This window comes from Camelimonas fluminis (assembly GCF_014656355.1).
In the GTDB taxonomy this organism is placed as follows: Bacteria; Pseudomonadota; Alphaproteobacteria; order Rhizobiales; family Beijerinckiaceae; genus Camelimonas; species Camelimonas fluminis.
This window is the reverse complement of the sequence record NZ_BNCG01000003.1, coordinates 59,232-83,853: the sequence shown is the minus strand read 5'-3', so window position 1 is coordinate 83,853 and position 24,622 is coordinate 59,232. Positions and strand designations below refer to the sequence as shown.

Annotated in this window: 19 protein-coding genes; 5 read left to right on the top strand and 14 right to left on the bottom strand. The window is 67.5% G+C overall.

Going from position 1 to position 24,622, the window contains the following annotated elements; translation table 11 throughout:
- Nucleotides 1-101 precede the first annotated feature (101 nt).
- The 3 genes from IE243_RS05640 to IE243_RS05630 form a co-directional block, all read right to left on the bottom strand.
- Nucleotides 102-881: an enoyl-CoA hydratase/isomerase family protein gene (locus tag IE243_RS05640; protein WP_191318371.1), complete on the bottom strand. Its 780-nt coding sequence runs from the start codon at nt 879-881 to the stop codon at nt 102-104.
- Nucleotides 878-2,551 carry a long-chain-fatty-acid--CoA ligase gene (locus IE243_RS05635; protein WP_244642823.1) on the bottom strand — a complete coding sequence of 558 codons (1,674 nt, stop codon included), beginning with the start codon at nt 2,549-2,551 and terminating at the stop codon, nt 878-880. Before IE243_RS05635 ends, IE243_RS05640 begins: the two co-directional genes overlap by 4 nt.
- Before the next feature lie 136 nt (nt 2,552-2,687).
- Nucleotides 2,688-3,869 (bottom strand): thiolase family protein, encoded by a 1,182-nt coding sequence (locus tag IE243_RS05630; RefSeq protein ID WP_244642821.1) that lies wholly within the window; start codon nt 3,867-3,869, stop codon nt 2,688-2,690.
- Between the two features lie 117 nt (nt 3,870-3,986).
- On the opposite strand from IE243_RS05630, the gene IE243_RS23740 reads away from it, so the two are divergent.
- On the top strand, nt 3,987-4,604 hold the full coding sequence (locus IE243_RS23740) for a TetR/AcrR family transcriptional regulator (protein WP_132009210.1): 618 nt from the start codon (nt 3,987-3,989) through the stop codon (nt 4,602-4,604).
- A gap of 163 nt (nt 4,605-4,767) precedes the next feature.
- Here the strand turns inward: IE243_RS23740 and IE243_RS05620 are convergent, their stop codons facing one another.
- From IE243_RS05620 to IE243_RS05590, 7 genes are all read right to left on the bottom strand, one after another.
- Nucleotides 4,768-5,532, bottom strand: coding sequence for a transporter substrate-binding domain-containing protein (locus tag IE243_RS05620; RefSeq protein ID WP_210319805.1), 765 nt, complete (start codon nt 5,530-5,532; stop codon nt 4,768-4,770).
- 76 nt (nt 5,533-5,608) lie between these two features.
- The gene (locus IE243_RS05615; RefSeq protein WP_191318370.1) at nt 5,609-6,940 is read right to left on the bottom strand and encodes an LLM class flavin-dependent oxidoreductase; all 1,332 of its coding nucleotides are present in this window, start codon (nt 6,938-6,940) and stop codon (nt 5,609-5,611) included.
- Between the two features lie 25 nt (nt 6,941-6,965).
- Entirely contained in the window at nt 6,966-8,234 is a 1,269-nt protein-coding gene (locus IE243_RS05610) for an acyl-CoA dehydrogenase family protein (RefSeq protein WP_244642818.1), read from the bottom strand.
- Nucleotides 8,231-9,583, bottom strand: coding sequence for an LLM class flavin-dependent oxidoreductase (locus IE243_RS05605; RefSeq protein WP_191318369.1), 1,353 nt, complete (start codon nt 9,581-9,583; stop codon nt 8,231-8,233). Before IE243_RS05605 ends, IE243_RS05610 begins: the two co-directional genes overlap by 4 nt.
- A gap of 258 nt (nt 9,584-9,841) precedes the next feature.
- A complete protein-coding gene (locus tag IE243_RS05600) occupies nt 9,842-11,260 on the bottom strand; it encodes an L-serine ammonia-lyase (protein WP_210319804.1) in 1,419 nt (472 codons plus the stop codon).
- Nucleotides 11,260-12,429 carry a M20 aminoacylase family protein gene (locus tag IE243_RS05595; protein WP_191318368.1) on the bottom strand — a complete coding sequence of 390 codons (1,170 nt, stop codon included), beginning with the start codon at nt 12,427-12,429 and terminating at the stop codon, nt 11,260-11,262. The genes IE243_RS05600 and IE243_RS05595 overlap by 1 nt, the downstream gene beginning before the upstream one ends.
- 195 nt (nt 12,430-12,624) lie before the next feature.
- The gene (locus IE243_RS05590) at nt 12,625-13,971 is read right to left on the bottom strand and encodes a DUF3100 domain-containing protein (protein ID WP_191318367.1); all 1,347 of its coding nucleotides are present in this window, start codon (nt 13,969-13,971) and stop codon (nt 12,625-12,627) included.
- A 155-nt stretch (nt 13,972-14,126) separates the two neighbouring features.
- On the opposite strand from IE243_RS05590, the gene IE243_RS05585 reads away from it, so the two are divergent.
- The 4 genes from IE243_RS05585 to IE243_RS05570 all read left to right on the top strand — a co-directional run bounded on the left by IE243_RS05585 (nt 14,127) and on the right by IE243_RS05570 (nt 17,550).
- Entirely contained in the window at nt 14,127-15,032 is a 906-nt protein-coding gene (locus IE243_RS05585; RefSeq protein WP_191318366.1) for a LysR family transcriptional regulator, read from the top strand.
- A gap of 342 nt (nt 15,033-15,374) precedes the next feature.
- Nucleotides 15,375-16,025, top strand: a complete 651-nt coding sequence (locus tag IE243_RS05580) for an amino acid ABC transporter permease (RefSeq protein ID WP_191318365.1) — start codon at nt 15,375-15,377, stop codon at nt 16,023-16,025.
- A gap of 7 nt (nt 16,026-16,032) precedes the next feature.
- On the top strand, nt 16,033-16,875 hold the full coding sequence (locus IE243_RS05575; RefSeq protein WP_191318364.1) for an amino acid ABC transporter ATP-binding protein: 843 nt from the start codon (nt 16,033-16,035) through the stop codon (nt 16,873-16,875).
- Between the two features lie 3 nt (nt 16,876-16,878).
- A complete protein-coding gene (locus IE243_RS05570) occupies nt 16,879-17,550 on the top strand; it encodes an amino acid ABC transporter permease (protein ID WP_191318363.1) in 672 nt (223 codons plus the stop codon).
- 225 nt (nt 17,551-17,775) lie between these two features.
- Here the strand turns inward: IE243_RS05570 and pyc are convergent, their stop codons facing one another.
- From pyc to IE243_RS05550, 4 genes are all read right to left on the bottom strand, one after another.
- Nucleotides 17,776-21,219 (bottom strand): pyruvate carboxylase, encoded by a 3,444-nt coding sequence (pyc, locus tag IE243_RS05565; RefSeq protein WP_191318633.1) that lies wholly within the window; start codon nt 21,217-21,219, stop codon nt 17,776-17,778.
- 255 nt (nt 21,220-21,474) lie between these two features.
- Nucleotides 21,475-22,278: a heme ABC transporter ATP-binding protein gene (locus IE243_RS05560; RefSeq protein WP_191318362.1), complete on the bottom strand. Its 804-nt coding sequence runs from the start codon at nt 22,276-22,278 to the stop codon at nt 21,475-21,477.
- Complete coding sequence (locus tag IE243_RS05555) at nt 22,275-23,351, bottom strand: FecCD family ABC transporter permease (RefSeq protein ID WP_191318361.1); 1,077 nt, start codon at nt 23,349-23,351, stop codon at nt 22,275-22,277. Before IE243_RS05555 ends, IE243_RS05560 begins: the two co-directional genes overlap by 4 nt.
- Nucleotides 23,352-23,412: 61 nt before the next feature.
- On the bottom strand, nt 23,413-24,243 hold the full coding sequence (locus IE243_RS05550) for a heme/hemin ABC transporter substrate-binding protein (protein WP_244642815.1): 831 nt from the start codon (nt 24,241-24,243) through the stop codon (nt 23,413-23,415).
- Nucleotides 24,244-24,622 lie beyond the last annotated feature (379 nt).

Here is a 24,622-nt window from a genome sequence, read left to right as displayed (position 1 = left end):
TTCCGGACGGCGGACGGGCCGCCCTGAAAGCAGATATCTGAGTGTTGTCACGCGGGTTGTCAGGGCGTGCGGGTTCCGCCAGCCCTGAGGGCGCGCTGGCCCTATTTGCCGGTGAAGCTGGGCTTGCGCTTCTCCAGAAAGGCGCTGACGCCTTCCTGCTTGTCGGCGGTGCCGAACAGCAACATGAAGTTGCGGCGCTCCATGGCGAGCCCCTGGGTCAGGCCCATCTCCAGGGCGGCGCGGGCGCTGTCCTTGGCCAGTTGCACCGCCAGCGGACCATTGCGGGCAATGCGCTTGGCGATGGCGAGCGCACGCTCCATGCAGTCCGCGTCGGCGACGAGGTCGCTGGCCAGGCCCGCCGTGTAAGCCTCCTGCGCCGTGATGGGGTCGCCGGTGAGCAGCATTTTCATGGCCTTCTGCTTGCCCATGGCGTGGATCAGCCGCTGGGTGCCGCCGCCGCCCGGCAGCAGGCCGAGCGCCACCTCGGGCACGCCGAAACGGGCTTTGTCGCCGGCGACGACAATGTCGCAGGCCAGCGCCAGTTCGCAGCCGCCGCCGAACGCCAGCCCGCGCACCGCCGCGATCAGCGGCTTGCGATAGGCGCCCAGGATATCGAACATGCCGCGTCCGAAACCGTTGGGGTCCAGCACGTCGTTCACCGCGACGCCGTCGAGCCCGGTGATGTCGGCGCCGGCGCAAAACGCGCGCTCCGAGCCGGCAATGACCACCGCCCGAATGGCGTCGTCCCTGTCCGCTTCCTGCAGCGCGGCCGCCATTTCGCGCATCAGCTGGTCATTGAGCGCATTCAGAGCTTTGGGCCGGTTGAGGGTAAAGATGGCGGTGGCGTCGCGGAATTCCTTCAGGACTGTCGGCTCGCTCACTGTTCGCTCCCTTCATGGACATGCGCGTATTCGGCGCGCATCCGTTTCTTGTCCGCCTTGCCGACGCTGGTGCGCGCCACGCTGTCGGAGAAGACGACCGTTTCCGGCAGCTGCCATTTGGCGAAACTGGCGGCGAGATGGGCGCGCAGCCCGTCGGCGGTGAGTTCATGCCCGGCGCGCAGCACGACGATGGCGACGGGGCGCTCCTGCCATTTGGGATGCGGCACGCCAATGACGGCGGCCTCCAGCACCGCCGGATGCGCCATGATGGCGTTCTCCATGTCGATGGACGAGATCCATTCGCCGCCGCTCTTGATGACGTCCTTGATGCGGTCGGTGAGCTTCAGGTAGCCATTGCCGTCGATGGCTCCGGCGTCGCCGCTGCGCCAGTAGCCGTCGGGGGTGAAACGGTCTCCGCTGTCGGGCATGTCATGATAGCGCGTGGTGATCCACGGGCCGCGCACGCAGATTTCGCCCACATGGGCGCCGTCATGCGGCAGGTCGTTGATGTCCTCATCGTCGGACAGGCGCACGTCGACGCCAACCATTGGCAGGCCCTGCTTGCGCTTCAGATCCCACAGCTGCTCCGCGTCCATGGACCGGCGCAGGCCGCGCTTGAAACGGTTGATCGTCACCAGCGGCGTGGTTTCGGTCGCGCCATAGGCGTGGATCACCTCGGCGCCGGTTTCTTCGTAGAAACCGCGCATCATCGCCAGCGGCGGCTCCGTCGCGCCCGACATCAGCCGCAGCCTGCTGAAGTCCGGCTTCAGCCCGCTGGCGCGAATGTGCTCCAGCATTGGCTGGAAGATCGCGGGCGCGCCGTTGGTGATGGTGACCTCTTCCCGGATGATCGCCTCGGTGAGCGGGCCCGTGTCCTCCGCCATGTAGCGGCCGGGCAGCACGATCTTGTTGGCCATCATCGTCGCCATCTGCGGCAGCCCCCAGCACTGGCCGTGGAACATGGGGGTGATCAGCATGGTGCAGTCGTCGAACGTCGCGCCAACGGCCGAGGCCATCGCCATGGAATGCAGGTAAATGGCGCGATGCGAATAATAGACGCCCTTGGGGCGCCCGGTGGTGCCGGTGGTGTAGCAGGCGCTGTAGGCGGATGTTTCGTCGATCAGCGGCCAGTCGATGTCGCCAGCGTCCGCCGCCAGCAGGTCCTCATAATGATGCAGCGGCGTCAGCGATGTCCTGATCTCCGACAGGGGCTTGTCGGTCATGACAATCCAGCCCTTCACGCCGGGGCATAGCGGCGCGATCGCCTCGGCGACCGGCAACAGCGTTTCATCGACAGCAATGAACGCGGCGTCGCTGTGGCGCACGACATAGGCCAGGTCCTCTGGCCCCAGACGCAGGTTCATCTGCAGCATGACGGCGGCGAGGCCCGGGATCGCCCAGTACAGTTCGAAGTGGCGCAGGCTGTTCCAGTCGAGAATCCCGACGCGGTCGCCTGGGTTGACGCCGAGCCGGCGCAGGGCGCCGGCCGCCTGGCGGATGCGCCGGTAAGTGCTGGCGTAGTCGGTGCGGGCCCAGCCGCCGTCGGGCGTGCGATAGACGATTTCCTGCTCGCCATGGGTGCGCGCGGCGTGGCGGATGAGCGTGGTGGTGTTGAGGGGATAGGCGTCGCCCATGGTGGACGGGCACCCCTTGACGAGATTGGGCGTCACGGTGTCCTCCCTGCGCCGCGCCGGGGCGGCGTCCTTGGTTGTTGTTATCGTTGATGGCGCCCGCCGGTCCGCCGGCGGGCGCTGGAGCAAATCATTCAGAGCATGTCCTGACAGGTCTTGGGGCCCGCCTTGCCGCTCAGTGCGTCTGGTCGATGCGCTCGAGGATCGTGGCGTTGGCCATGCCGCCGCCCTCGCAGATGGTGAGCAGGCCGTAGCGCTCGCCGCTGCGCTGCAACGCGTGCGCCAGGTCGCACATCAGACGGGCGCCCGTAGAGCCGATGGGGTGCCCCATGGCGATGGAGCCGCCATTGATATTGAGACGGGCCGGATCGACGTCGAACTCGCGTGCGAAAATCAGCGGCGCGCAGGCGAAAGCCTCGTTGATCTCGATGCGGCCGATGTCGTGGATGCCGAGGCCCGCCTGGGCCAGCGCCTTGCGCGCCGCCGGCAGGATGGCGGTGAACTGCAGGCGGGCGTCGTCGGCCGCCACCGCCATGGAGCGGATCACCGCGAGCGGGCGCAGCCCCATGGCCTCCGCCGTGGCCCGATCGGCGACCAGCACGGCGGCCGCGCCGTCGCTGATCTGCGATGAATTGCCGGCGGTGATGAGGCCGTCCGGAGCGAATACCGGCTTCAGCTGCGCCAGGCGCTCCATGGTGGTTTCGGGGCGGATGCCCTCGTCACGGCGCATGGGCGCCGGGCCGCCTTCCGGGCGCCGGCCGTCGATGCTGACAAGCTGGCGATCGAAGCAGCCCGCGTCCCATGCCGCTTTGGCGCGCTGGTGACTGCGCATGCTGTAGGCGTCGAGCTCTTCGCGGGTCAGGCCCCACTGGCGGGTGACCAGCTCCGCCGATGGCCCCTGGGCCATCAGGTTGCCCGCGAAGCGGGCGAGGGCGCGCTCACCATACCAGGGCCCGAGACCTCCGGCCGGATTGAACGACGGCCCCAGATCAATGCGCGACATGGTCTCGACGCCGCAGCCAATGGCGAAGTTGAATTCGCCGCTGCGCACGCCCTGGGCCGCCAGGTGCACCGCCTGCTGGCCGGAGCCGCACTGGCGGTCAATGGTCATGCCGGGAAGCGTTTCCGGCAGTCCGGCGCCGAGGCTGGCCCACCGCGCCACATTGCCAGCCTGCTCGCCGCTCTGCAGGCCGCAACCGGCGATGACGTCATCGAGCCGCTCGGGGGCGACGCCGGCGCGCTGCACCAGCTGTTGCAAGGTGACGGCCAGCAGGTCGGTGGCCTTCCAGATCGCAAGGGCGCCGCCGCGTCTGCCAACCGGCGTTCGCATGGCGTCAACGATTACAGCCTCACGCAATGCCGTTTCCTTTCCCTCTCGCGCCTGGGCATGGGGAGCGGCGCGGTTTATAAACTATCCATTTGTATCAATGGCTATCCATTTGGTCAATTCACCTGTTTCAGGTAGAGATGCGTCATGACCTCGATCCCGAAAGCCGGGGACGCCCAGCGTCCCGACGCCGACCTCACCGCCCGGGCGCGTATTCGCAACGCCGCCCTGGCCCTGTTCGCGCTCAAGGGCGCGCGGGCGGCGACCTTGCGGGAAATCGCCGAGGCGGCGGGGGTGACCCATGGGCTCGTCGTCCACCACTTCCGCAACAAGGACGGTCTGCGGCTGGCGGTGCAGGAGCACGTCATGGCGATGATCACCGACACCCTGAACGCGGTGCCGGTGACGGGCGGCGCAGCGGAATTCGGTCGCGCCCGCGATGCGAGCGTCGCCAGGATGTATGCGGCCAATCCCGATCTGGCGCTGTATGTCCGCCGGGAAACCGCCGAGCTGGAACTGGGGGGAGGCGATCCGGAATTCATGCGCCAGCTCGCGGAAATGACGCTGAGCCAGGTGCGGGGCCTGCGGGCGGCTGGCGCGGCGCGCAGTCAGGTTCCTGAACATGAGCAGGCCTTCGCCATCCTGCTCAGGCAGATGACGATCCAGCTGGTGCAGCCGCTGGGCGAACGACTGTGGGAGCATTTCCGGCAAGACAGCGATGAGGCGCCGCCTGAGGTCACGCTGAAGTTTGTGACGCCGCGCTAGATCGGCTTCCGGCCAGCGTGGACCTGACAGGCTCAGGTCTTCCGCCTCTTGGGCGCGCCGCTGTCGCGCGGCCTGGGCGATGCATCCATCACATCGCCGCCGGACGTCCGGCGGCGAAATCCTCGTCTGGCGGCCGTACGGGCCGCGCGCGGAGTTGTCGCGCTTATTTAAGCCATTTGTCGATAATGGCCTGCCGCTCCTCTGGCTTCAGCTCGGTGGTCAGATATTTGTCCACGTCTTCGCGCAGCTTGCTGCCCTTGGGGAAGGCAAAGCCGAAGCGGTCGAAGCCGGTAAAGACGTAGCTGTCCTGGATCGGCATGGTCTTGCGGTAGACCGAAGCGACGGTGCCGTCGAGGAAGGCCAGATCGAGATTGCCGTTGCGCAGGTCGGCCAGCACTTCGTTATAGGACGGATAGACCTTGACCTGGTCGAGCTTGTACTGGCCCTTCGGCTCAAGGGTGTTCTTGATGAAGTCGCTGTAGGCCATGCCGCGCGGATAACCGATGCTGTATTTCTTCAGGTCATCAAGGTTGTCGATCTTGATATTACGGTTTTTGAGGCTGACGAGGTTCCAGGTGTTGTCCATGTAAGGAATGGAGAAATCCATCACTTCCTTGCGCTTGTCAGTGATGGAGATGCCCGAGAACGCGATGTCAGCCTGGCCGGCGACCACAGCGCCCAGCATGCCCTGCCAGTCATAGGGGGTCAGCTTGATGGTGCAGCCGCGTTTCTTGCAGTACCCCTCGATCAGTTCAAGATCGAGGCCGACGGTCTTGCCGTTTTCCTCGTAGAGATTGGGCGGCGACGCCGGCGTCACCGCCGCGCGGATCACCTTGCCCTGCTCCTCCGATGAGCAGCCGGCGAGAACGAGAAGACACAGACCGGCAAGAGCGGTGATTCCACGCATGTTGGCGTCGCTTTCAGACATGCGGCGTTGCGCCGCAACCGATGACGCGGAATCGTAACAAACGGGGCGCCGACCGGCAAGGCGGCGCGCGGCGGCGTCAGCCCGCCGCCCTGCGCAACCGGGGACGCCCCGCCGGCTTCTCCAGGCCAAAATGCGCGCGCAGGGTGGAACCCGCATAAGCCTCGCGAAAGATTCCCTTCCGGCGCAGCAGGGGCACGACTTCGTCTACAAACACGTCGAGACCGTCGGGAACCACGTCGGGCATCAGGTTGAAGCCATCGGCGGCGCCGGCGTGGAACCAGGCCGCGATATCGTCGGCGATCTGCTCAGGCGTCCCGACGATCAGCCGGTGACCGATGCCGCCGCCGATGCGGCGGATGAGCTGGCGCACCGTCAGGCCGTCATTCACCGACAGTTCGACGAGGGCGCGTGAGAATGTTTGCCAGCCTTTGGCGTCGCCCAGCAGCGATCCGGGAAGCGGCTGGTCCAGATCCAGCGTCTCCGGCTCCACGCCCAGCATTTTGGCGACGCGCTGCACGGCGAATTCCGGGGGGACCAGCGACCACAGCCAGTCCTCGCGGCGGCGGGCTTCTTCTTCTGTCGCGCCGATGACGGTGGCGAGGCCCGGCAGAACCACGATCTCATCGCCGCGCCGGCCGTAACGCGCGGCCCTGGCGCGTATGTCGTCGGCGAAGGCCTTGCCGTCCGGGATGGCGTTGGCCACCGAGAACACCGCTTCGGCGTGCCGCGCCGCCAGTTCGCGGCCATCGTCCGAGCCGCCCGCCTGGACGATGACCGGATGCCCCTGCGGCGAACGCGGCACGTTGAGCGCGCCCTGGACGCGGTAGTGTCGGCCCACATGGTTCAGGTCGTGGATGCGGCTTTCGTCAGCGAAAACCCCGCTGGCCTGATCGCCGACAAGCGCGCCATCCTCCCAGCTGTTCCAGAGCCCCTTGACGACGTCGGTAAACTCGGCGGCGCGCTCGTAGCGGGCGCCGTGCTCCGCCACGTCGTCGAAGCCGAAATTGCGGGAGGCGCGGGGGTCGGCTGTCGTCACCACGTTGAGGCCGGCCCGGCCGCCGCTGACCAGATCGAGGCTCGCGAAGCGGCGGGCGATATTATATGGCTCGTTGTAGGACGTGGAGGCGGTGGCGATCAGGCCAATGTGGCTGGTGGCGCGGGCCACCGCCGCCAGAATCACCGTGGGCTCAAGGGCATAGAACGGCCTGTAGGCTGGCCGCTCGGTAATCGCCGGCACGTCGGCCAGGAAGATCGCGTCCAGGGTTCCGCGCTCCGCCGCCTGCGCCACGCGCACATAGTGATCGGCGCTGATGAAGGCCTCCGCTCCGTGGGTCGTGGCCCGCCAGGCCGAGTTAAAGAAGCCGGCGGTGAGAATGTTGACGTTGAGGTGCAACTGCCTTGCGCTCATGGATCGGACTCCGGTGCAGGGGCGATCAGAAGAAGCCGAGTTTCGGCAAGGGCGTTCCCGTCAGCTCCCACGCGCCAAGCGCCTGGGCCTTCAGCGTTCCGGGATTGTGGGAGGCCAGGGTGCGGGCGTTGCGCCAGTGCCGGTCGAGATTTTTGGCGCGCTGGGTGGCGGAGGCGCCGCCCACGTCAAACAGGCGGGTGGCGCTGCGCAGGGTCAGTTCGTCCACGACCAGCTTGGCGCGCGCCGTCAGCACGGCGGCGTGGTGCGCCAGCTCCTCATCCGGTTCCCCCCGCGCACGGGCGGTGGAGAGTGCGTCATGGGCGTCGGCGGCGGCCAGAATCAGGGTCTCGGCGGTCCATGCGTCGGCGCCAATGCGTCCGACGATCTCCTGCAGCAGCGGATCGTCCTCCGGCCGTTCGGCGCTGGAGTAATAGAAGTTGCGGTCACGCCGGCTGCGCACCAGGTCGCCGGCGTCAGCCGCCACGTTGCGCAGGATGCCGGCGACAATGGCCGTCACCAGCAGCTGGGCGAGGGTGTTGCTGTATGGCAGGCCAAAGCCGGAGCCCGGCTCGTCCGGCAGAACCTCACCGGCTTCAATGCGGACATTGTGCAGCACGGTGGTGCCCGAGCCGGTGAGCCGCTGGCCCGCGCCATCCCAGTCATCAACCAGTTCGACGCCTTCACGACGGGTTGGCAGCAGCACCGAAAGGTTGCGGCCGTCCGGTCCGGCGGCGCGCACCAGCAGGATGTCGGAGAACAGCGCGCCCGTGCTGTAGAACTTGCGCCCGTTGAGGCGGAAGCCGTCGCCATCCGGCGTCAGCGTGGTGGCGTAGGTGCTGACGCCGCCGCCGACCTTGCCGGCGCCCTGTTCCGTCATGGCCAGGCCGACAATGGCGCCGGCGGCGATATCCGGCAGCCATTTCAGGGCGGCGCCCCGCGCTCCGGCCGGAAGGGCGAAGCGGTCAACGAACGACAGGTGATTGCGCAGGATATGGGCGACGTTCGGGTCCGCCGCCGCCAGATCAAGCACGACGCGGAACAGTTCGCGGCTGCTGGCCCCGAAGCCGCCGCTGGCGCGCGGCAGGCGCAGGGCGCCAAGACGGCTTTCGCGGATCCGGCGGATGACGTCGAAGGGCAGGATGCGGCCATGGTCGCGGTCGGCGGCGCCGGCGCGGATCCAGGCGAACAGGTCGCTGAAGTCCGGCTTCACGGTTTCAAGCGAATGGAGGGAAGCATGGGCAAGCTGGGACATGAGAGGGCCTGTCAGGGGCGAAGCGCCCGGTGAACGGGTCATTCCGCCGCCTGGCGGCGGGAGCGGGCGAACTGGTTTTCGGGCCGTTTCAGCCCGAGGTTTTCGCGAAGGGTCCGGCCTTCGTATTCGGTCCGGAACAGGTCGCGGCGGCGCAACTCGGGCACGACGCCTTCAATGAAATCGATCAGGCCGCCAGGCAGCGTCGGCGCCATGATGTTGAAGCCATCGGCGCCGTAGTTGACGAAACGCTCTTCAAGCTGGTCGGCGATGTCGGCGGCGGTTCCCACCAGTTGCCAGTGGCCGCGCGCGCCGGCGATGCGCTCGTAGAGCTGGCGGATCGTGAGGTTTTCACGGCGCGCCAGGTCGGCCACCAGCGCCTGGCGGCTCTGGCTGGCCAATGTCGCCGGCAGGTCCGGCAACGGGCCGTCGGGATCGGACCCGCGCAGGTCGACGCCAAGCTGCACGCGCAGCAGCTCAAAGCCGACTTCCGGCTGAAGCAGCGCCTGCAGTTGATCGAATTTGGCCTGGGCTTCAGCGCGGGTGCGCCCAACGACCGGAAAGACGCCCGGCATGATCTTCAGATGCTCTGGCGCCCGGCCGTGGCGGACCAGCCGGCCCTTGACGTCGGCGTAGAACGCCTGGGCCTCGGCCAGGGTCTGCTGGGCCGTGAAGATCACTTCCGCCGTGCGCGCCGCCAGCTCCTTGCCAGGTTCGGATGATCCCGCCTGCACGACCACTGGATGGCCTTGCGGAGGGCGCGGAACGTTCAGCGGCCCTCTCACGCGGAAATGCGCGCCCTCATGATCGAGAACGTGCATCTTCTCCAGATCGACATAGACGCCGCTCTCCCGGTCGCGCGGAAAGGCGTCGTCCCCGAAGCTGTCCCAGAGCCCGCGCACGACGTCAGCGAACTCTTCGGCGCGCTGGTAGCGGCGGGCATGCGGCACGGGTTCGGCGTGGCCGAAGTTGAGCGCCGCCTCCGGATCGTTCGAGGTCACGAGATTCCAGCCGGCGCGACCGCCGCTGATGTGGTCGAGCGATGCGAACTGGCGGGCGAGATTGAACGGATCGCTGAACGTGGTCGAAGCCGTGCCGATGAGGCCGATGCGGCTGGTGACCGCCGCCAGGGCCGAGAGTACGGTCAGCGGTTCAAACAGGGTGACGCCCGTATGGGCCTTGCGCGCCGCGCCATCGGGATGCAGCAGCCGCACGTCGACGCTGTCGGCGAGGAACACCGCGTCGAATCTGGCCTCCTCGGCCAGCCGGGCGAAGCGGACATAGTCCTCAAGCCTGTCGTCGCGCGCCGCGTCCGGATGGCGCCACGCGGCGACGTGGTGTCCTGAAATGTAATGGAACGCGCCCAGTCTGATGCGTTCGCCATGCCTGCCCATCGCCATGCTCCATCTGGCGCGGGCGACGCGGCTGGCCGGCTGCCCACGGGAATGTCCATATTCCGGACGTGAGGGTGCAGGCGGTTGGAGGTGTTAGGCAAGTATTTGAAATAAAATAATAAAAATATTTCCTCGATGATCTGGATTACAAAAACCGCTTCTGTTGGCGCGGGTCTGGGAGCAAGTTTTCGCCCAGCTGTGCGCGATGGAAAACAGGGGAAGGGCGCAATCTCGCCGCCATGCGGCGGAATCGCGCTCTCAGCATTCGACCACGTTGACCGCGAGGCCGCCGAGCGAGGTTTCCTTGTAGGTGGACTTCATGTCCTCGCCGGTCTGTTTCATGGTGCGGATCACCGCGTCGAGGGAGACATGGTGGGCGCCGTCGCCGCGCAGGGCCATGCGGGCGGCGTTGATCGCCTTCACCGAGCCCATGGCGTTGCGTTCGATGCAGGGAATTTGCACCAGCCCGCCGACGGGATCGCAGGTCAGACCCAGATTGTGCTCCATGCCGATTTCCGCGGCGTTCTCGATCTGCTCGGGCGTGCCGCCCAGAATGGCGGCGAGGGCTCCGGCGGCCATGGAACAGGCCACCCCGACTTCTCCCTGGCAACCAACCTCGGCCCCCGAAATCGAGGCGTTTGCCTTGTAAAGCAGGCCGATCGCCGCCGCCGTCAGCAGATACTCGACAACCTGATCGTCCGTGGCGCCGCCAGAAAATTTGTCGTGATAGTGCAGCACGGCCGGAATAATGCCGGCGGCGCCATTGGTCGGCGCCGTGACGACGCGGCCGCCGGCGGCGTTTTCCTCGTTCACCGCCATGGCGAAGGCGTTCACCCAGTCCATCGCCGCCAGCGGATCGTCGCCCGCCGCCGGACCGCCCATGAGCCGTTCGCGCGCCGTCAGTTCGCGATAAAGCGCCGGCGCCCGGCGGCGCACCCGGAAGGGGCCGGGCAAATGGGGATTGAGCGGCTCGCCGCCGTCATTGTCATCAAGGCCGAAGCCGCGCCGCACGCAAGCCTGCATGACGCGCCAGACGTGCAGCAGGCTGTCGCGCGCCTGCGTTTCAGTGCGCCAGACGCCTTCATTGGCCAGCATGACGCCGGCGATGCTCAGGCCGCTGGCGCGCGTCTGGGCCAGCAGATCGGTCGCGCTGTGGAACGGATAGGGCCAGTCTCCGGCGGACGGCGGCTTCCCTGCCGGGCCATCGTCGCCGCCTTCGACGACGAAGCCGCCGCCGATGGAGAAATAGCAGCGATCCGCAAGCACCTCTCCATGGGCGTCCGTGGCGACGAGGCGCATGGCGTTCGGGTGCTCCGGCAGTGACTGCTCGCCCAGAAACACGATGTCGCGCTGGCGTTCGAAAGCGATGTCGCGGACGCCGCCGAGCGGCAGGCTGCCGCTCTGGCGGATGTCGGCGATCAGCGACCTGACCCGCGCCGGATCGACCGTATCCGGCGCCTCGCCGCACAGCCCCAGCATGGCGCCGATGTCGGTGGCGTGGCCGCGCCCGGTGGCGCCGAGCGAGCCGTAAAGGCAGACCTGAACCCGTCCGGCGCGGGACAGCAGGTCGTCACGGTCCAGCATCTCCACGAACAGCCTGGCGGCGCGCATGGGCCCCACCGTGTGCGAGCTCGACGGGCCAACGCCGATCTTGAAGATGTCGAAGACCGACAGCATCAGCCGGCCGGAAGCTGCTGCTGCACGAGCTGCACCCAGAAGGCGGCGCCCATCGGCAGGATCGCGTCGTTGAAGTCGTAATAGGGATTGTGCAGCGCCGGATCGGATCCGGTTTCGCCGGCGCCGATGCAGATGTAGGCGCCAGGACGCTTCTGCAGCATGAAGGAGAAGTCTTCCGAACCCATCGACGGCTTGATGTTGGTGAGCACCTTGTCCTCGCCAACCAGCGCCGCTGCGGCGCTCGCGGCGGCGGCGGTTTCGTCAGCGGTGTTCACCACGCCGGGATAGCCCCGCATGTAGGTCATGTCGATGCGCGCGCCATGGGTCTGGCCGACGCCGGCGCAGATCTCGTTCATGGCTTCCTCAACGCGATCCTGAATGGCGGCGTCGAGCGTGCGCACGGTGCCGCGCAGCACCACGTTTTCGGGAATGACGTTCCAGGTGTCGCCGCCGTGGATCTGGGTGACCGTGACGACGGCTGAATCGATGGCGCCGATCCGGCGGCTGACGATGGTTTGCAGGGCGTTGATCAGGTTCGCGGCGATGACGATGGCGTCGATGCCGGTCTCAGGCGCGGCGGCGTGGCTGCCCTTGCCGGTGAGGCGGATCTCGAAACGGTCGAGGAAGGCGGTGGCGACGCCCTCGCGCACGGCGAACAGGCCGCGCGGGATCTGCGGGATATTGTGCATGCCGTAGACGGCGTCGGCCGGGAATTTCTCGAACAGCCCGTCCTCGACCATCTTCTTGCCGCCGCCCTCGTTTTCTTCGGCCGGCTGGAAAACGAAGTGGACCGTGCCCCTGAAGGCGCGGGTGCGGGCCAGATGGTGCGCCGCGCCCAGCAGCATCGAGGTGTGGCCGTCGTGGCCGCAACCGTGCATCTTGCCGGGCTTCAGCGATTTCCAGGCCGGATCGCCCAGCTCCTCAAGATCAAGTGCGTCCATGTCGGCGCGCAGGGCGATGGATGGTCCTTCGCCGTTCCTCAACGTGCCGACGACGCCAGTGCCGCCAAGGCCGCGATGCACGGGGATCTGCATCTCCTCCAGCGCGTCCGCGACGACCTGGGAGGTGCGGTGTTCCTCGAAGGCGGTCTCGGGATTGGCGTGCAGGTCATGCCGCCACGCAAGCATGCGGGCTCGGATATCGTCGGCGATCCTGATGTCCTGGGACATGTCTGGTCCTTTTGTGTATGCGGGGCGGAAGCGCCTGCCTGCAAACATCGGCCTGGGCGGCGGGGCCGGCGCGCGAAACGGTTCGATCTGGCGCGAACCGCGGAAACTCCGGCTATCTTATCGGTAATCCCGCGCGCGTGGGATGCGGCTGCCTTCGGGCGGGCTACAACTGGTCCCGCCCGGAGATTTCGATGTTCAGTGGAAGAACTCGGCCACCACCGTCGCGCCGAGGAAGGTGCCGGCGGCGGCGGTCAGCGACACCACGACAATGCGCCAGCTCAACTGCCGGAAGATCGGCAGGTCCTTGGCGACGGAGTAGCCGGCCAGCGCCAGAACCGGGGTAGTGAACGCCATGAAGTTCAGCTTCTCGGTGTTCTCTACCAGGATGTGGGAGAACGGCAGCACGCCAGGAATGCCGAGCGGCGTGGTCAGCACCACCATCAGGATGATGTGCGGCACCTTGGGCAGCAAACGTGCGACCAGCTCGACCAGGAAGATGACCACCAGCACGATGGCCAGGCCAATCAGCGACGCGCCGACCGGAACCTTGTAGGTGATGGTGTTGCCGATGAGCACGCCGCCAGCCACGACCAGCCAGGCCAGGATCCTGTCCTGCAGGCCGAACGGCGCCGGCTTCAGGTCCACGTCAGCGGCGCTGACCGTCGGGCCGACCTTGTCGGACTGGAATTTCGAGAACCGGCCAAGCACCGGCTCCAGCCTGTCATACAACCACGAACACACCGGCAGGGTGACGAACAGCGCCACGTAGAAGCCCATGACCGCGGTCATCAGGTTCGCCGCCGAGGCGATGGCGTGCAGTTCCTTGGTCATCGTGGCCGGATACTGGGCCGAAATGGCGCCGATGGCGGCGGCCATCATGCTGCCGGATCCGACGCCGGCGCCCATGGCGAGGGAACGGGGATCGAAGATGTTGAGGCTGGTGATGAAGCCGGCCAGCAGGGCGATGAACAGGGCGCCCAGCACGGTGCCGGTGATGTATTCCGCCAGCACGCCGCGGCCTTCCGGCGAAGCCATGCCGTATTTGTCGCCGATGATCACCAGATTGCCTTCGCGGCCAATCGAGAAGGTGGCGCCGACCGCCTCACGCTTGACGCCGAGCAGCAGGGCGAGCGGCAGGCCGAGCACCAGGGTGCCGAAACTGTGGCCAAGTTCCTGGAACAGCAGCGCCCAGCCGGCCTGACGCACGGCGGGCAGGGCGCCGCCGACGGTGAAGGCCATCTTGACGATGAACAGCAGCAGGCCAGCGTTCAGCAACTGGCCGGCGTAGCCCTGGAGGCTGGTTCCGATGCGCAGGGGCGCCGGCAGGTAACGCCAGGCCACGCCCCAGGCGGCGGCGAGCAGCAGCGCCCACACCATGGGCTGCAGCAGCACAACGCCGGGGCCCAGTTTGAACTTCACGACGCCGATCGTTTCCGCCAGGGCGACAACGATGAGCACTGCAATAAAGATCTTGCCCTTGCTGAAGAAATCCCGCTCCGCTGGAACATCTGCCGGAGCGGCGGTGACAGGCGTCGTCGTCATGTCTCTGAAATCCCGCGCTTGATGCTGCAGGCCCAGCGGAAAGCATGGCCGCAGTAAGTCCCGATTTCAGATTCAGAGAAAGATGGCCTTGCATCAATGACAATGGATGTCGGATTATGTTGCAATTAATGCAACATTAACCAGGCTCTTCCGTCATGGACGCCAGGCTCGAATCACGGCGGACGCACTATTTCCTGCAGGTTCTCGACAGCGGCTCCGTGCGCGGGGCGGCCAGCGCGCTCGGCATGGATCCCTCTGCGGTCAGCCGCGCTGTCAGCCAACTGGAGCAGGAGTGCGGCGTCGCGCTCATCGAGCGCAAGGGGCGCGGCGTGGCGGCGACGGACGCCGGCCGGCTGCTGGCGGATTTCCTGCGCCGGCAAATCAGCGAGAAGCAGGGCCTGCTCGCCCAGATGGACAGCATTCGCAAAGTGGCGAGCGGGCATGTCGACATTATGACGGGCGAGGGCTACGTGCGCTGGCTGATGCGCGGCAGCCTGCGGCGTTTCATGCAGCAGCACCCGCAAATATCGGTTAATCTGAACATCGGCAGCACGGACGAGATCGTTCGCGAGGTCATTGATGAGCGCGTTCATATCGGGTTGATGTTCCATCCGCCGAATGATGGCCGGCTACGTTCGCATCACGCGTTCTCGAATCCGATCCAGACCATGACGCTGCGCTCGCACCCGCTGGCCAGCCTGAACCGGCCGTTGCTGCTGGCGGATCTGGCGCCGTGGCCGGGCGCCATGCTGCACCCCAGCTTCGGCCTGCGCCAGCACATCCAGGCGGCGGAAGTCAGCGAAGCGGTGCGCCTCAACGTGGCGTTCACGACCGCGTCCTTCGAGGCGCTGGGGCAGTTCGTGCTGGGGGGGCTGGGCTATTCGCTGGTGTCGCGGCTCTCCATGTCGCCGGGCGACCGGGAACGGGTGTCGTTCCTGCCGATGAAGAACGCCCTGCTGCATCGCGGACGCTCGCATCTGATTACCCGTCAGGGCCGCCTTTTGCCGCCAGCGGCCATGGCCCTGCTGCGGCAGATCATCGGCGACATGAAGTCCGCCTGAAGCCGGCCATTCGCCAGAGCGCCTTCCGGCCGGATGGAATCCCCGGCCCGGCCAGAATTCGCTCAGGAAATGGAAGGCCGGGCGCGGTTTCAGCCTGCCCTGGCGGCCGTTCCGATCGGGGCGTCCAGACGCGAACGCTGTGTGCGGGGCGCACAAGGCAAACGGTTTCTTAACGCGGGCAGTGTTCCATTTACCCTGAAAACGCATGGGGCCTGTCGCGTTCATGCGGAACTGGACGAATGGTTCCCCCATGCACGCATCTGCAGCCTCCCTGATGAGAGCCGGCGGCGTCGCCGACGCAGGCGCCGGGCTGACCTTGCCGGCATATTGCAGGTCCGCTGCATGAGCTTCCTGCAAATCCTGCTCCAGCTCACTGGCGGCGTTGGCTACACCATCATGGTGACGGTGGCCTGCAGCCTCACCGGCGTCGTCGTTGGCCTCGGCGTCGCCATGCTCAGCCGGCTGGGCGCGTCCTGGCTCAGCGCCGTGCTCGGCGCGTTCACTTTCATCTTTCGCGCCGTGCCGGTGCTGGTGCTGCTGTTCATCGTGTTCTTCGGCCTGCCCAACGCCGGCCTGCGCGTGCCGCCGCTGGTCGCCATGATGTTGAGCCTCGGCGTGATCGCCGGCGCCTATCTGGCGGAGGTGTTTCGCGGCGCCTTCGATTCGGTCGACGCCAGCGAGGTGCTGGCGGCGGAAGCCATGGGCCTCAGCCGCTTCCAGATCCTGCGACTGATCGAGATCCCGCAGATGCTGCGTTTCGCCGTGCCGGGCATGATCAACGAATTCACCACAGTGCTGAAATACTCGCCCTTCGCCTACACGGTCGGCATCCCCGACGTGATGAAGGAAGCCATGTCGCTGTCGGCGACCACCCTGCGTGGCGTCGAGATCTATCTGGCGGTGGGAATCATCTATTTCCTGATCTACAAACTCCTGGTCACGGGCGTCTGGGCGCTGGAGAAGCGCACGCGCATTCCTGGCCTGACGGGATGAGAACGCCATGACGCTGCTGTCGGTCCAGGACCTGAAGTTGGAGTATGACGGGCGGACGATTCTGGACGGCGTCAGCTTTGACCTGGCCCAGGGCGAACTGAAGGTCATCATGGGTCCGTCTGGCTCGGGCAAGTCGACGCTGCTGCGTTGCCTCAACCGCCTGACCATGCCCAATGGCGGACGCGTGGTGTTCGAGGGCCGCGACGTGCTGGGGCCAGACGTCGATGAGCGGGCGTTGCGCCAGCGCATTGGCTTCGTTTTCCAGAATTTCGCGCTCTACCGCCACCTGACGGCGTTGCAGAATGTCACCCTGGCGCTACGTCACCTGCGCCGCATGCCCGCGGCGGAGGCCGATGAACGGGCGCTGCGCCAGCTCGCCCGCATGGACATGCAGGCGCACGCCCACAAATATCCCGCCCAGCTCTCCGGCGGCCAGAAGCAGCGCGTCGCCATCGCCCGCGCCCTGGCCATGGACCCGGCGGTGCTGTTCTTCGACGAGCCGACATCGGCGCTCGACCCGCTGATGTCGCGCGAGGTGGTGAACATCCTGCACCAGCTGCGCGACGAGCGCGTGTCGATGCTGTGCGTCACCCACGACCTTTACCTGGCGCGCGCCGCCGGCGGCCGGGTGATGTTCCTCGATCAGGGCCGCATCCATGCCGAAGGCGAGGTGGACGAGCTGTTCGGCCCCAACGCCGATCCGCGCATCCGCGCCTTCTTCCATCAGGAGTTGCAGCAGGCGCAAGCAGCGCAGCCAATCAGTCCGGCGCAGCCAATCAGCCCGGCGCAGCCGATGGATGGGGCGCAGCCTGTCGACCCATCCGGGCCGGCCGGTTCGCCGGAGCGTTGAGCGATGATTTCTTTCCTTGCCCAGATGCTGGAGTACTGGCCGCAGGTGTTGTCCGGCCTCGGCAACACCCTGCTGCTGGCGGCGGTCATCAGCGTCACCGGCCTCGTCGGCGGCGTCGTGGTGTTCTACCTGGCGATCAGCGGCGGCCCCCTGCGCCGGCGCCTGACGGAAGGCTATATCTCCTTCTTCATCGGCACGCCGCTGATCGTGCTGCTGTTCCTGATGTACTACGGCCTGCCGCAATGGGGGCCGAAGCTGACGCCGTTCACCGTGGCGGTCATCGGCTTCACCCTGAATGTGGCGGCCTATAACGCCCGCTATCTGATGACGGCGTTTCGCGGGCTCGACCCGGACGAATTGCAGGCGGCGCGCGCCCAGGGCTTCAGCGACATGCAGGTTTTCCAGCTGGTGATCCTGCCGCAGGTGATGCGCCTGTCGGTGCCGGCGCTGACCAATCAGGTCATCCTCAACCTCAAGGACAGCTCCATCGCCTTCCTGATCCAGTACGCGGAATTCTTCGCCCAGATGCAGGATCTCGCCATCCGCAGCTTCCGTTTCCTCGACGCCTATCTGGTCGCCGGCGCGGTCTATCTGGCGCTGGTCTCGGTGGTGGTCGTCGCCGCCCGCTGGCTGGAGCGCCGCTACGTGCTGCCCGGCGTGCGCCGGGCGCGGTGAGAGGCAGGACGCCGGGCCATTGCCCGGCCAAACTACCCCCCAGCCGCCATGCCCGGGCTGGCCCCGGGGCGCCCATGAAGCGACGCCCCCGCAACGGATGGCCCGCCCTCCGTCGGCCAAAAACACATCATGCCCGGAACAGGTCCGGGCATGATGTGATTGATGACGCGGGCGCCTGCATGATCCTGATGGCGAGGCGGCGCCAGGGCCGCCTCGCGTCGACGCTTACTCCAGCAGCAGCAGCAGGTCGCGCGCCTCCACATTGTCGCGCACGGCCACGGCCACGTCGGTGACGACGCCGGCGCGCGGGGCGGCGAGGGTGGTTTCCATCTTCATCGCCTCCAGGGTCAGCAACGGTGCCCCGGCCTCGACCTTCTGGCCCTTGCGCACGGCGATGGACGACACCGCGCCGGCCATCGGCGCCGCCACGTGGCTGGGGTCGCCGTCGTCGGCCTTGCGTCGCGCCGTGGCGACGACGCGGCTGCGGTCGGCGACGCGGATGACGCGCGGCTGGCCATTCAGCTCGAAGAACAGCTTCACGTGCCCGTCCGGCTCCGCCTCGCCAATGGCCTGGAGCAGGATGATCAGCGTTTTGCCTGGCTCGATCTCGGCGACGATCTCGTCGCCGGCCTTCATGCCGTTGAAGAACACCGGCGTCGGCAGCGACGACAGCGGCCCGTAAGCGTCTGCCATCCGGGCGTAGTCGGCGAACACCTTCGGATACATCAGCCAGGAGGCCAGCTCCTGATCGTCGATCTGCCGGCCCACCTCGGCTTCCGCCTGCCTGCGCGCCGCCTCCAGGTCCGCCTCGCCCAGCAGCGAGGCTGGCCGCACGGTGACGGGCTGCTGGCCGCGCAGGGCTTTTTTCTGCAGGGCTTCCGGCCAGCCGCCCACTGGCTGGCCAAGATCGCCCTTCAGCATCTCCACCACCGAGGCGGGGAAGGCGATCTCACGCTCCGGGTCGAGCACATCGGCTGGCGTCAGCCCCTGGGCCACCATCATCAGCGCCATGTCGCCGACCACCTTGGACGACGGCGTCACCTTGACGATATCGCCGAACAGGTCGTTGGCCTCGCGATAGGCCCGCGCCACCTCGTGCCAGCGCGTGTCCAGCCCCAGCGAGCGCGCCTGCTCCTTCAGGTTGGTGAACTGGCCGCCGGGCATCTCGTGCAGATAGACCTCGGAGGCGCCGGCGCGCAGGTCGCTCTCGAACGGCGCGTACAGCGCCCGCACGCCCTCCCAGTAGAAGCTGATGCGGCGGATGGCGTCGGCGTCGAGGCCCGCGTCGCGCTCCGTGCCGCGCACCGCCTCAACCACCGAGCCGAGGCAGGGCTGCGAGGTCGCGCCCGACATGGCGTCGGTGGCGAGGTCGACCGCGTCGACGCCCGCCTCGATGGCCGCGATCACCGTGGCGCTGGCGGCGCCGGAGGTGTCGTGCGTGTGCAAATGGATGGGCAGGTCGGTGACGTCGCGCAACGCCTTGATCAGCGCCCGCGCCGCTGGCGGCCGCAGCAGGCCAGCCATGTCCTTGATGGCCAGCACATGGCAGCCCGCCGCTTCCAGCTCCCGCGCCAGGCCGGCGTAATAGTTGAGGGAATATTTGGCCCGGTCCGGGTCGAACACGTCGCCGGTGTAGCAGATGGCGCCCTCGGCGATCTTGCCGGCCTCCGCCACGGCGTCGATGGCGACGCGCATGTTGTCCACCCAGTTCAGGCAGTCGAAAATGCGGAACAGGTCGACGCCGCCGTCCGCCGCCTGGCGGATGAAGTGGCGCACGACGTTATCGGGATAATTGGTGTAGCCGACGCCATTGGCCCCGCGCAGCAGCATCTGCAGCAGCAGGTTGGGCGCCTGCTGGCGGATGCCGGCGAGACGCTCCCAAGGGTCTTCGGTGAGGAAGCGCATGGCCACGTCGAAGGTGGCGCCGCCCCAGCATTCCAGCGACAGCAGGCCCGGCAGACCGCTGGCGTAGGAGCTGGCGGCGGGCAGCAGGTCGGCGCTGCGCATGCGCGTCGCCAGCAGCGACTGATGGGCGTCGCGCATGGTGGTGTCGGTGATCAGCACGCGCTTCTGTTCGCGCATCCAGCGGCCGAAGTCGCGCGGGCCCAGCCGGTCGAGCAACTGCTTCGCGCCGTCCGGGACGCCGCCGTCGAACGCCGGCGCTTCCGGCGTGCGCAGGTGGGTGGCCACGCCGTTGCGACCCTTCATCTCCGGGTGGCCGTTGACGGTGACGTCGGCGATGGAGCGCAGCAGCTTGGTGGCGCGGTCGCGGCGCGGCGTCAGGTTGAACAGCTCGGGCGTGTTGTCGATGAACCGCGTGGTGTAGTTCATCGCCCGGAAATCGGGATGGGCCAGCACCGCCTCAAGGAACGGCAGGTTGGTGGCGACGCCGCGAATGCGATACTCGCGCAGCGTGCGGTCCATGCGGGCGATCACCTCATCCGGCTTTGGCGCCCAGACGGTGACCTTCTCCAGCATGGCGTCGTAGAACGGCGTGACCACGGCGCCGGAATAGGCGGTGCCGCCGTCGACGCGCACGCCGAAGCCTGAGGCGCCGCGATAGGCGGTGATGCGACCATAGTCCGGCGCGAAGCCGCGCTCCGGATCCTCGGTGGTGACGCGACACTGCATGGCGTGGCCAGCGAGGCGGATTTTTTCCTGGGGTGGAATCCCCGTTTCTTCCACCACGCCAATGCGCCCGCCCTCGGCGATGCGGATCTGCGCCTTGACGATGTCGAGGCCGGTGACGACCTCGGTCACCGTGTGCTCCACCTGAATGCGCGGATTGACCTCGATGAAGTAGAAGGCGCCGGTGTCGGCGTCCATCAGGAACTCCACGGTGCCGGCGCCGCGATAGTTGGCGGCTCGGCCAATGGCGAGCGCCGCCTCGGCCAGGCCGGCGCGGGCGTCGTCATCCAGATAGGGCGCCGGGGCGCGCTCGATCACCTTCTGGTGGCGGCGCTGGATGGTGCAGTCACGTTCGAACAGGTGCACCAGATTGCCATGGGCGTCGCCCAGCAACTGCACCTCGACGTGGCGGGCGCGGCGCACCAGCTTTTCCAGGTACACCTCGTCCTTGCCGAACGCCGCTTTCGCTTCGCGCCGCGCCGCAGCCACCGCGTCCAGCAACTGGGATTCATTGTCGATGGGCCGCATGCCGCGGCCGCCGCCGCCCCAACTCGCCTTCAGCATCACCGGATAGCCGACGCCGGCGGCGAGGCGCAGCACCTCGGCGTCGTCATCGGGCAGGGGATCGGTGGCCGGCATCACCGGCGCGTTGACCGATACGGCCAGGTTGCGCGCCGCCACCTTGTTGCCGAGCTGGCGCATGGTGTCGGGCGAGGGGCCGATGAAGATGATGCCCGCCGCGGCGCAGGCCTCGGCGAACTCCGGGCTCTCCGAGAGGAAGCCATAGCCGGGATGGATGGCGTCGACCCGGGCCCTGACGGCAATGTCAATGATCGAATCAATGTCGAGATAGGCCTGCAGCGGACCTTTGCCGGCGCCGACCCGGTAGGCCTCGTCCGCCTTGAAGCGGTGCAGCGACAGCCGGTCCTCCTCCGCATAGATGGCCACCGTTTCGATGCCCAGTTCCGTCGCCGCGCGAAAAACGCGGATGGCGATTTCAGAACGGTTGGCGACCATCAGCCGCTTGATACGCTTCCCCATCTCGACCCTTGTTGCCTGATTGTTGTTCACACCGGTTTGCAATATCCGCAACCTGTGGCGTCTCGGAAAGGCTTATTCTGCGAAGAATTGCGGAAATGCGCCGACGATCGTGCAAATTTTGCAAAGTTCACGGGCGCCAGCATGAACTGCCGGCGAGGGCGCGCGCGCGGATCCGTCCAGAAAAAGCGATGTGAAACAGGCGGCGTGGCGGCCTTGCCAGCGATTTTTGCAACGCCGCGCCGGCGGCGCCCGTCGTTATGGCAGGCGATAGGCGAAGGTGGGAACGCCGTTCCGGGCCTGGAGAATCTCGGTCTCGACGCCAAACACCTGGCGCACCCGATCCGGCGTCAGCACCACATCCGGCGCGCCCTGGGCGACGATCTCGCCGTTGCGCATCAGCAGGATGGCGTCGGCGCAGGATGAGGCCAGGCTGAGGTCGTGCAGCACCGCGAAGACCGCGACGCCGCTGTCGGCAAGCTGGCGCGCCTCGCGAATCAGCAGCAGCTGGTGATGAATGTCGAGGCTGGCGGTGGGCTCGTCCAGGAACAGCGCCTGGGGCAGATCATCGCGCTTTGTGGCGGCGCGGCCGGCCGCGAGCTGGGCGATGGCGCGGGCGAAGTGCACGCGCTGACGCTCGCCGCCGGACAGCGTTTCATAGCTGCGGCCAGTCAGATGGTCCACGTCGGCGCTGGCCAGGCTGCTGTCGATGATCGCCGTGGCGGCGGCGCGCGGCAGCTTTCGGCCCACCGTCTCCATGCCGAGACGGACCACCTCCGCCACCGTGAATGGAAAGCCGAGACCCGACGCCTGGGGCAGCACCGCGCGCGACGCCGCCAGTCGCCACGGCGGGATGCCGGCAAGCTCCGCGCCATCCCACAGGACGCGGCCGGCGGTCGGCGCCAGTTCGCCGCAGCACAGGCGCAGCAGGGTTGATTTGCCGGCGCCATTCGGGCCGATGGCAACGGTCAACTGGCCGGGACGCAGCGTCATGCTGGCCTGGTTGAGCAGGGTTTTGCCGCGCACGCCATAGCTGGCGGCGGAAAGCGTGAGCAGGCTCATGCGAACGTCCCCCTGCCGCCGCGCAACAGCAGCCAGAGAAAGAACGGCGCGCCCACCGCGGCGGTGAGAATGCCGATCGGCAGTTCGGACGGCGAAACCAGCAGCCGCGCCAGCACATCGGCGCCCACCAGCAGCGACCCGCCCAGCAGCGCGCTGGCCGGCAGCAGCACCCGGTGGTCCGGCCCGCAAGCCAGGCGGATGACGTGGGGCACGACGATGCCGACAAAACCGATGGCTCCGCAGGCCGCCACCGCGACGCCCACCGCCAGCGCCGTCAGCAGGATGGCGAGGCGTTTCAGCCGCTGCACGGCCACGCCGACGTGATAGGCCTCGGCTTCACCCAGCAGCAGGGCGTTGAGGCCGCGCGCCAGCACGGGCGCGGCGACAATCACCAGCAGCACGGCAGGCGCCACCGCCGCCACCTTGGTCCAGGTGGCGCCGCCAAGGCTGCCGAGCGACCAGAAGGTGAGATCACGCAGCTGCCGGTCATCGGCCATATAAACCAGCAGGCCGGTGAGCGCGCCGGCCAGCGCCGCCAGCGCCACGCCGGCCAGCAGCATGGTGGTGACCGAGGTGCGGCCCTGGCGCGTGGCGATGACATACAGAACTGTGGTGGTGACCAGGCCGCCAAGGAACGCCGCCGCCGGCAGAATGGCGAACGGCAGGGCGGTTCCCGCCGGCCAGAAGGCGGCGATCAGCCGGTCGCCGACGACGATCGAGGTCGCCGCCGCCAGCGCCGCTCCGGATGACACGCCAACAAGGCTGGGATCGGCGAGGGGATTGCGAAACAGGCCCTGCATCAGCGCGCCCGACACCGCCAGCGCCGCTCCGGCCAGCAAACCCAGCAAGGTGCGTGGCGCGCGGATGTCAAACAGCACCAGCGCCTCGCGTGGCGTCGCCGTCTGGTCGGTGAGGCCAAGGCCGGCAGCGAAAATGGCAAGCACGCGCCGGGGGCTGATGTCGACGGCGCCCGCGCCCAGCGACACCACGACGACCGCCGCCATCAGCAGCGCCAGTGTGATGAACAGCAACATCGCTCCCGGCCTGAACGCCGCGGTTCCGGTTCCCTGCATGGTGCTCAATCCTCGGGCGGCCCCGGCGTGCGCCGCGCGTTCACGCCCTTTGTGCGACGGCTCAGCGGACGTCCTTCAACTCGGGGTAGAGCGCGTTGAACACCTCCAGCGCCGCGTCCGGCGCGCGCGGGCCAAAGCCCAGCAGATAGAGACCGTCCAGACTGACCAGCCGTTGCGTCTTCGCCGCCGGTGTGGCGGACAGCGCCGGCGTTTTGAACACGTCGCCGGCGGCGTGCTGGCGCGGGCCGCCGCTCATCATCAGGATGACGTCAGGCGCGGCCTCGATCACCGCTTCGTCGGTCATCGGTTTGTAGCCCTGGAAAGCGCTGGCGACGTTCTCGCCGCCGGCAAGGCGGATCATGCCGTCGGCGCTGGCGCCGGCGCCGCCAACCAGCGGGCGGCCGTTCTGCAGGCTGAGGATGAACATTACCCGCGCCGGCTTCGTGATCTTTTTGCGCTTTTGCGCGAGGGCGGCGAATTTGTCCCGCACCTGCTGTTGAAGCTTGCCGGCGGCCTCCTGGGCGCCCGTGACCACGCCAACGGTCGCGATGCGTTCAAGCACGCCCTGCTCAGTCGCGGCTTCGGGCGCGCGAACGATGCGCACGCCGGCCTGGGACACCAGGGTCAGCGCCTCCGGCGGCCCGCCGCCTTCCTGCAGCAGCAGCACGTCCGGTTGCAGCGACAGGATGCCTTCGGGAGAAAGCTGCCGCACATAACCGATGCTGGCCTTGTCCTTCTGCGCCTGCGCCGGGAAGGTGCTGGTGGTGTCGACGCCGACAATCCTGTCGCCCTGCCCCAGCGCGTAGGCGATTTCCGTCAGGGCCCCGCCGGCCACGACAATCCGCTTCGCCGGTCCTTCAGCCGCGATAGCCGCCGATTTCCCGGCGAGCATGACAGGCGCTGCTGAAAGCGCAGCGCCCATCAACCCACGTCGGGTAAGGCGCAGGGCGCCTGCTTGCGCTGGCGGTTGCATCATATCGCGCCTTGTCTGGCCGGCCATGGCTGACATCCCGTTTGTTGTTGCCGGGCGGGCCGGCGCCGATGCAGGCTCCGGCGCTGGCGGCCATCGCCGACGCTCCTGAGCTACGCGAATCAGAAAGACAGGACTTGCCGTCGCCGCAGGTGAAGCGCTGGCAGCCTGACATGTGGTGGGACCGGGTCCGCGCCAGATTTCGTGTGAAACCCGTCGCCGCGAAACGCTGGTGCATCTGCATCGGCGTGCGCGGGTCCCCATCCGTTCCAGCGCTTCCATACAGGTAAGACGCGTACAG

Bases quoted from the DNA above. Each gene is read 5' to 3' on its own strand.
- IE243_RS23740 (WP_132009210.1), top strand. From the start codon at position 3,987: ATGACCTCGATCCCGAAAGCCGGGGACGCCCAGCGTCCCGACGCCGAC.
- IE243_RS05620 (WP_210319805.1), bottom strand. From the start codon at position 5,532: ATGTCTGAAAGCGACGCCAACATGCGTGGAATCACCGCTCTTGCCGGT.
- IE243_RS05615 (WP_191318370.1), bottom strand. From the start codon at position 6,940: ATGAGCGCAAGGCAGTTGCACCTCAACGTCAACATTCTCACCGCCGGC.
- IE243_RS05610 (WP_244642818.1), bottom strand. From the start codon at position 8,234: ATGACCCGTTCACCGGGCGCTTCGCCCCTGACAGGCCCTCTCATGTCC.
- IE243_RS05605 (WP_191318369.1), bottom strand. From the start codon at position 9,583: ATGGGCAGGCATGGCGAACGCATCAGACTGGGCGCGTTCCATTACATT.
- IE243_RS05600 (WP_210319804.1), bottom strand. From the start codon at position 11,260: ATGCTGTCGGTCTTCGACATCTTCAAGATCGGCGTTGGCCCGTCGAGC.
- IE243_RS05595 (WP_191318368.1), bottom strand. From the start codon at position 12,429: ATGTCCCAGGACATCAGGATCGCCGACGATATCCGAGCCCGCATGCTT.
- IE243_RS05590 (WP_191318367.1), bottom strand. From the start codon at position 13,971: ATGACGACGACGCCTGTCACCGCCGCTCCGGCAGATGTTCCAGCGGAG.
- IE243_RS05585 (WP_191318366.1), top strand. From the start codon at position 14,127: ATGGACGCCAGGCTCGAATCACGGCGGACGCACTATTTCCTGCAGGTT.
- IE243_RS05580 (WP_191318365.1), top strand. From the start codon at position 15,375: ATGAGCTTCCTGCAAATCCTGCTCCAGCTCACTGGCGGCGTTGGCTAC.
- IE243_RS05575 (WP_191318364.1), top strand. From the start codon at position 16,033: ATGACGCTGCTGTCGGTCCAGGACCTGAAGTTGGAGTATGACGGGCGG.
- IE243_RS05570 (WP_191318363.1), top strand. From the start codon at position 16,879: ATGATTTCTTTCCTTGCCCAGATGCTGGAGTACTGGCCGCAGGTGTTG.
- pyc (WP_191318633.1), bottom strand. From the start codon at position 21,219: ATGGGGAAGCGTATCAAGCGGCTGATGGTCGCCAACCGTTCTGAAATC.
- IE243_RS05560 (WP_191318362.1), bottom strand. From the start codon at position 22,278: ATGAGCCTGCTCACGCTTTCCGCCGCCAGCTATGGCGTGCGCGGCAAA.
- IE243_RS05555 (WP_191318361.1), bottom strand. From the start codon at position 23,351: ATGCAGGGAACCGGAACCGCGGCGTTCAGGCCGGGAGCGATGTTGCTG.
- IE243_RS05550 (WP_244642815.1), bottom strand. From the start codon at position 24,243: ATGCTCGCCGGGAAATCGGCGGCTATCGCGGCTGAAGGACCGGCGAAG.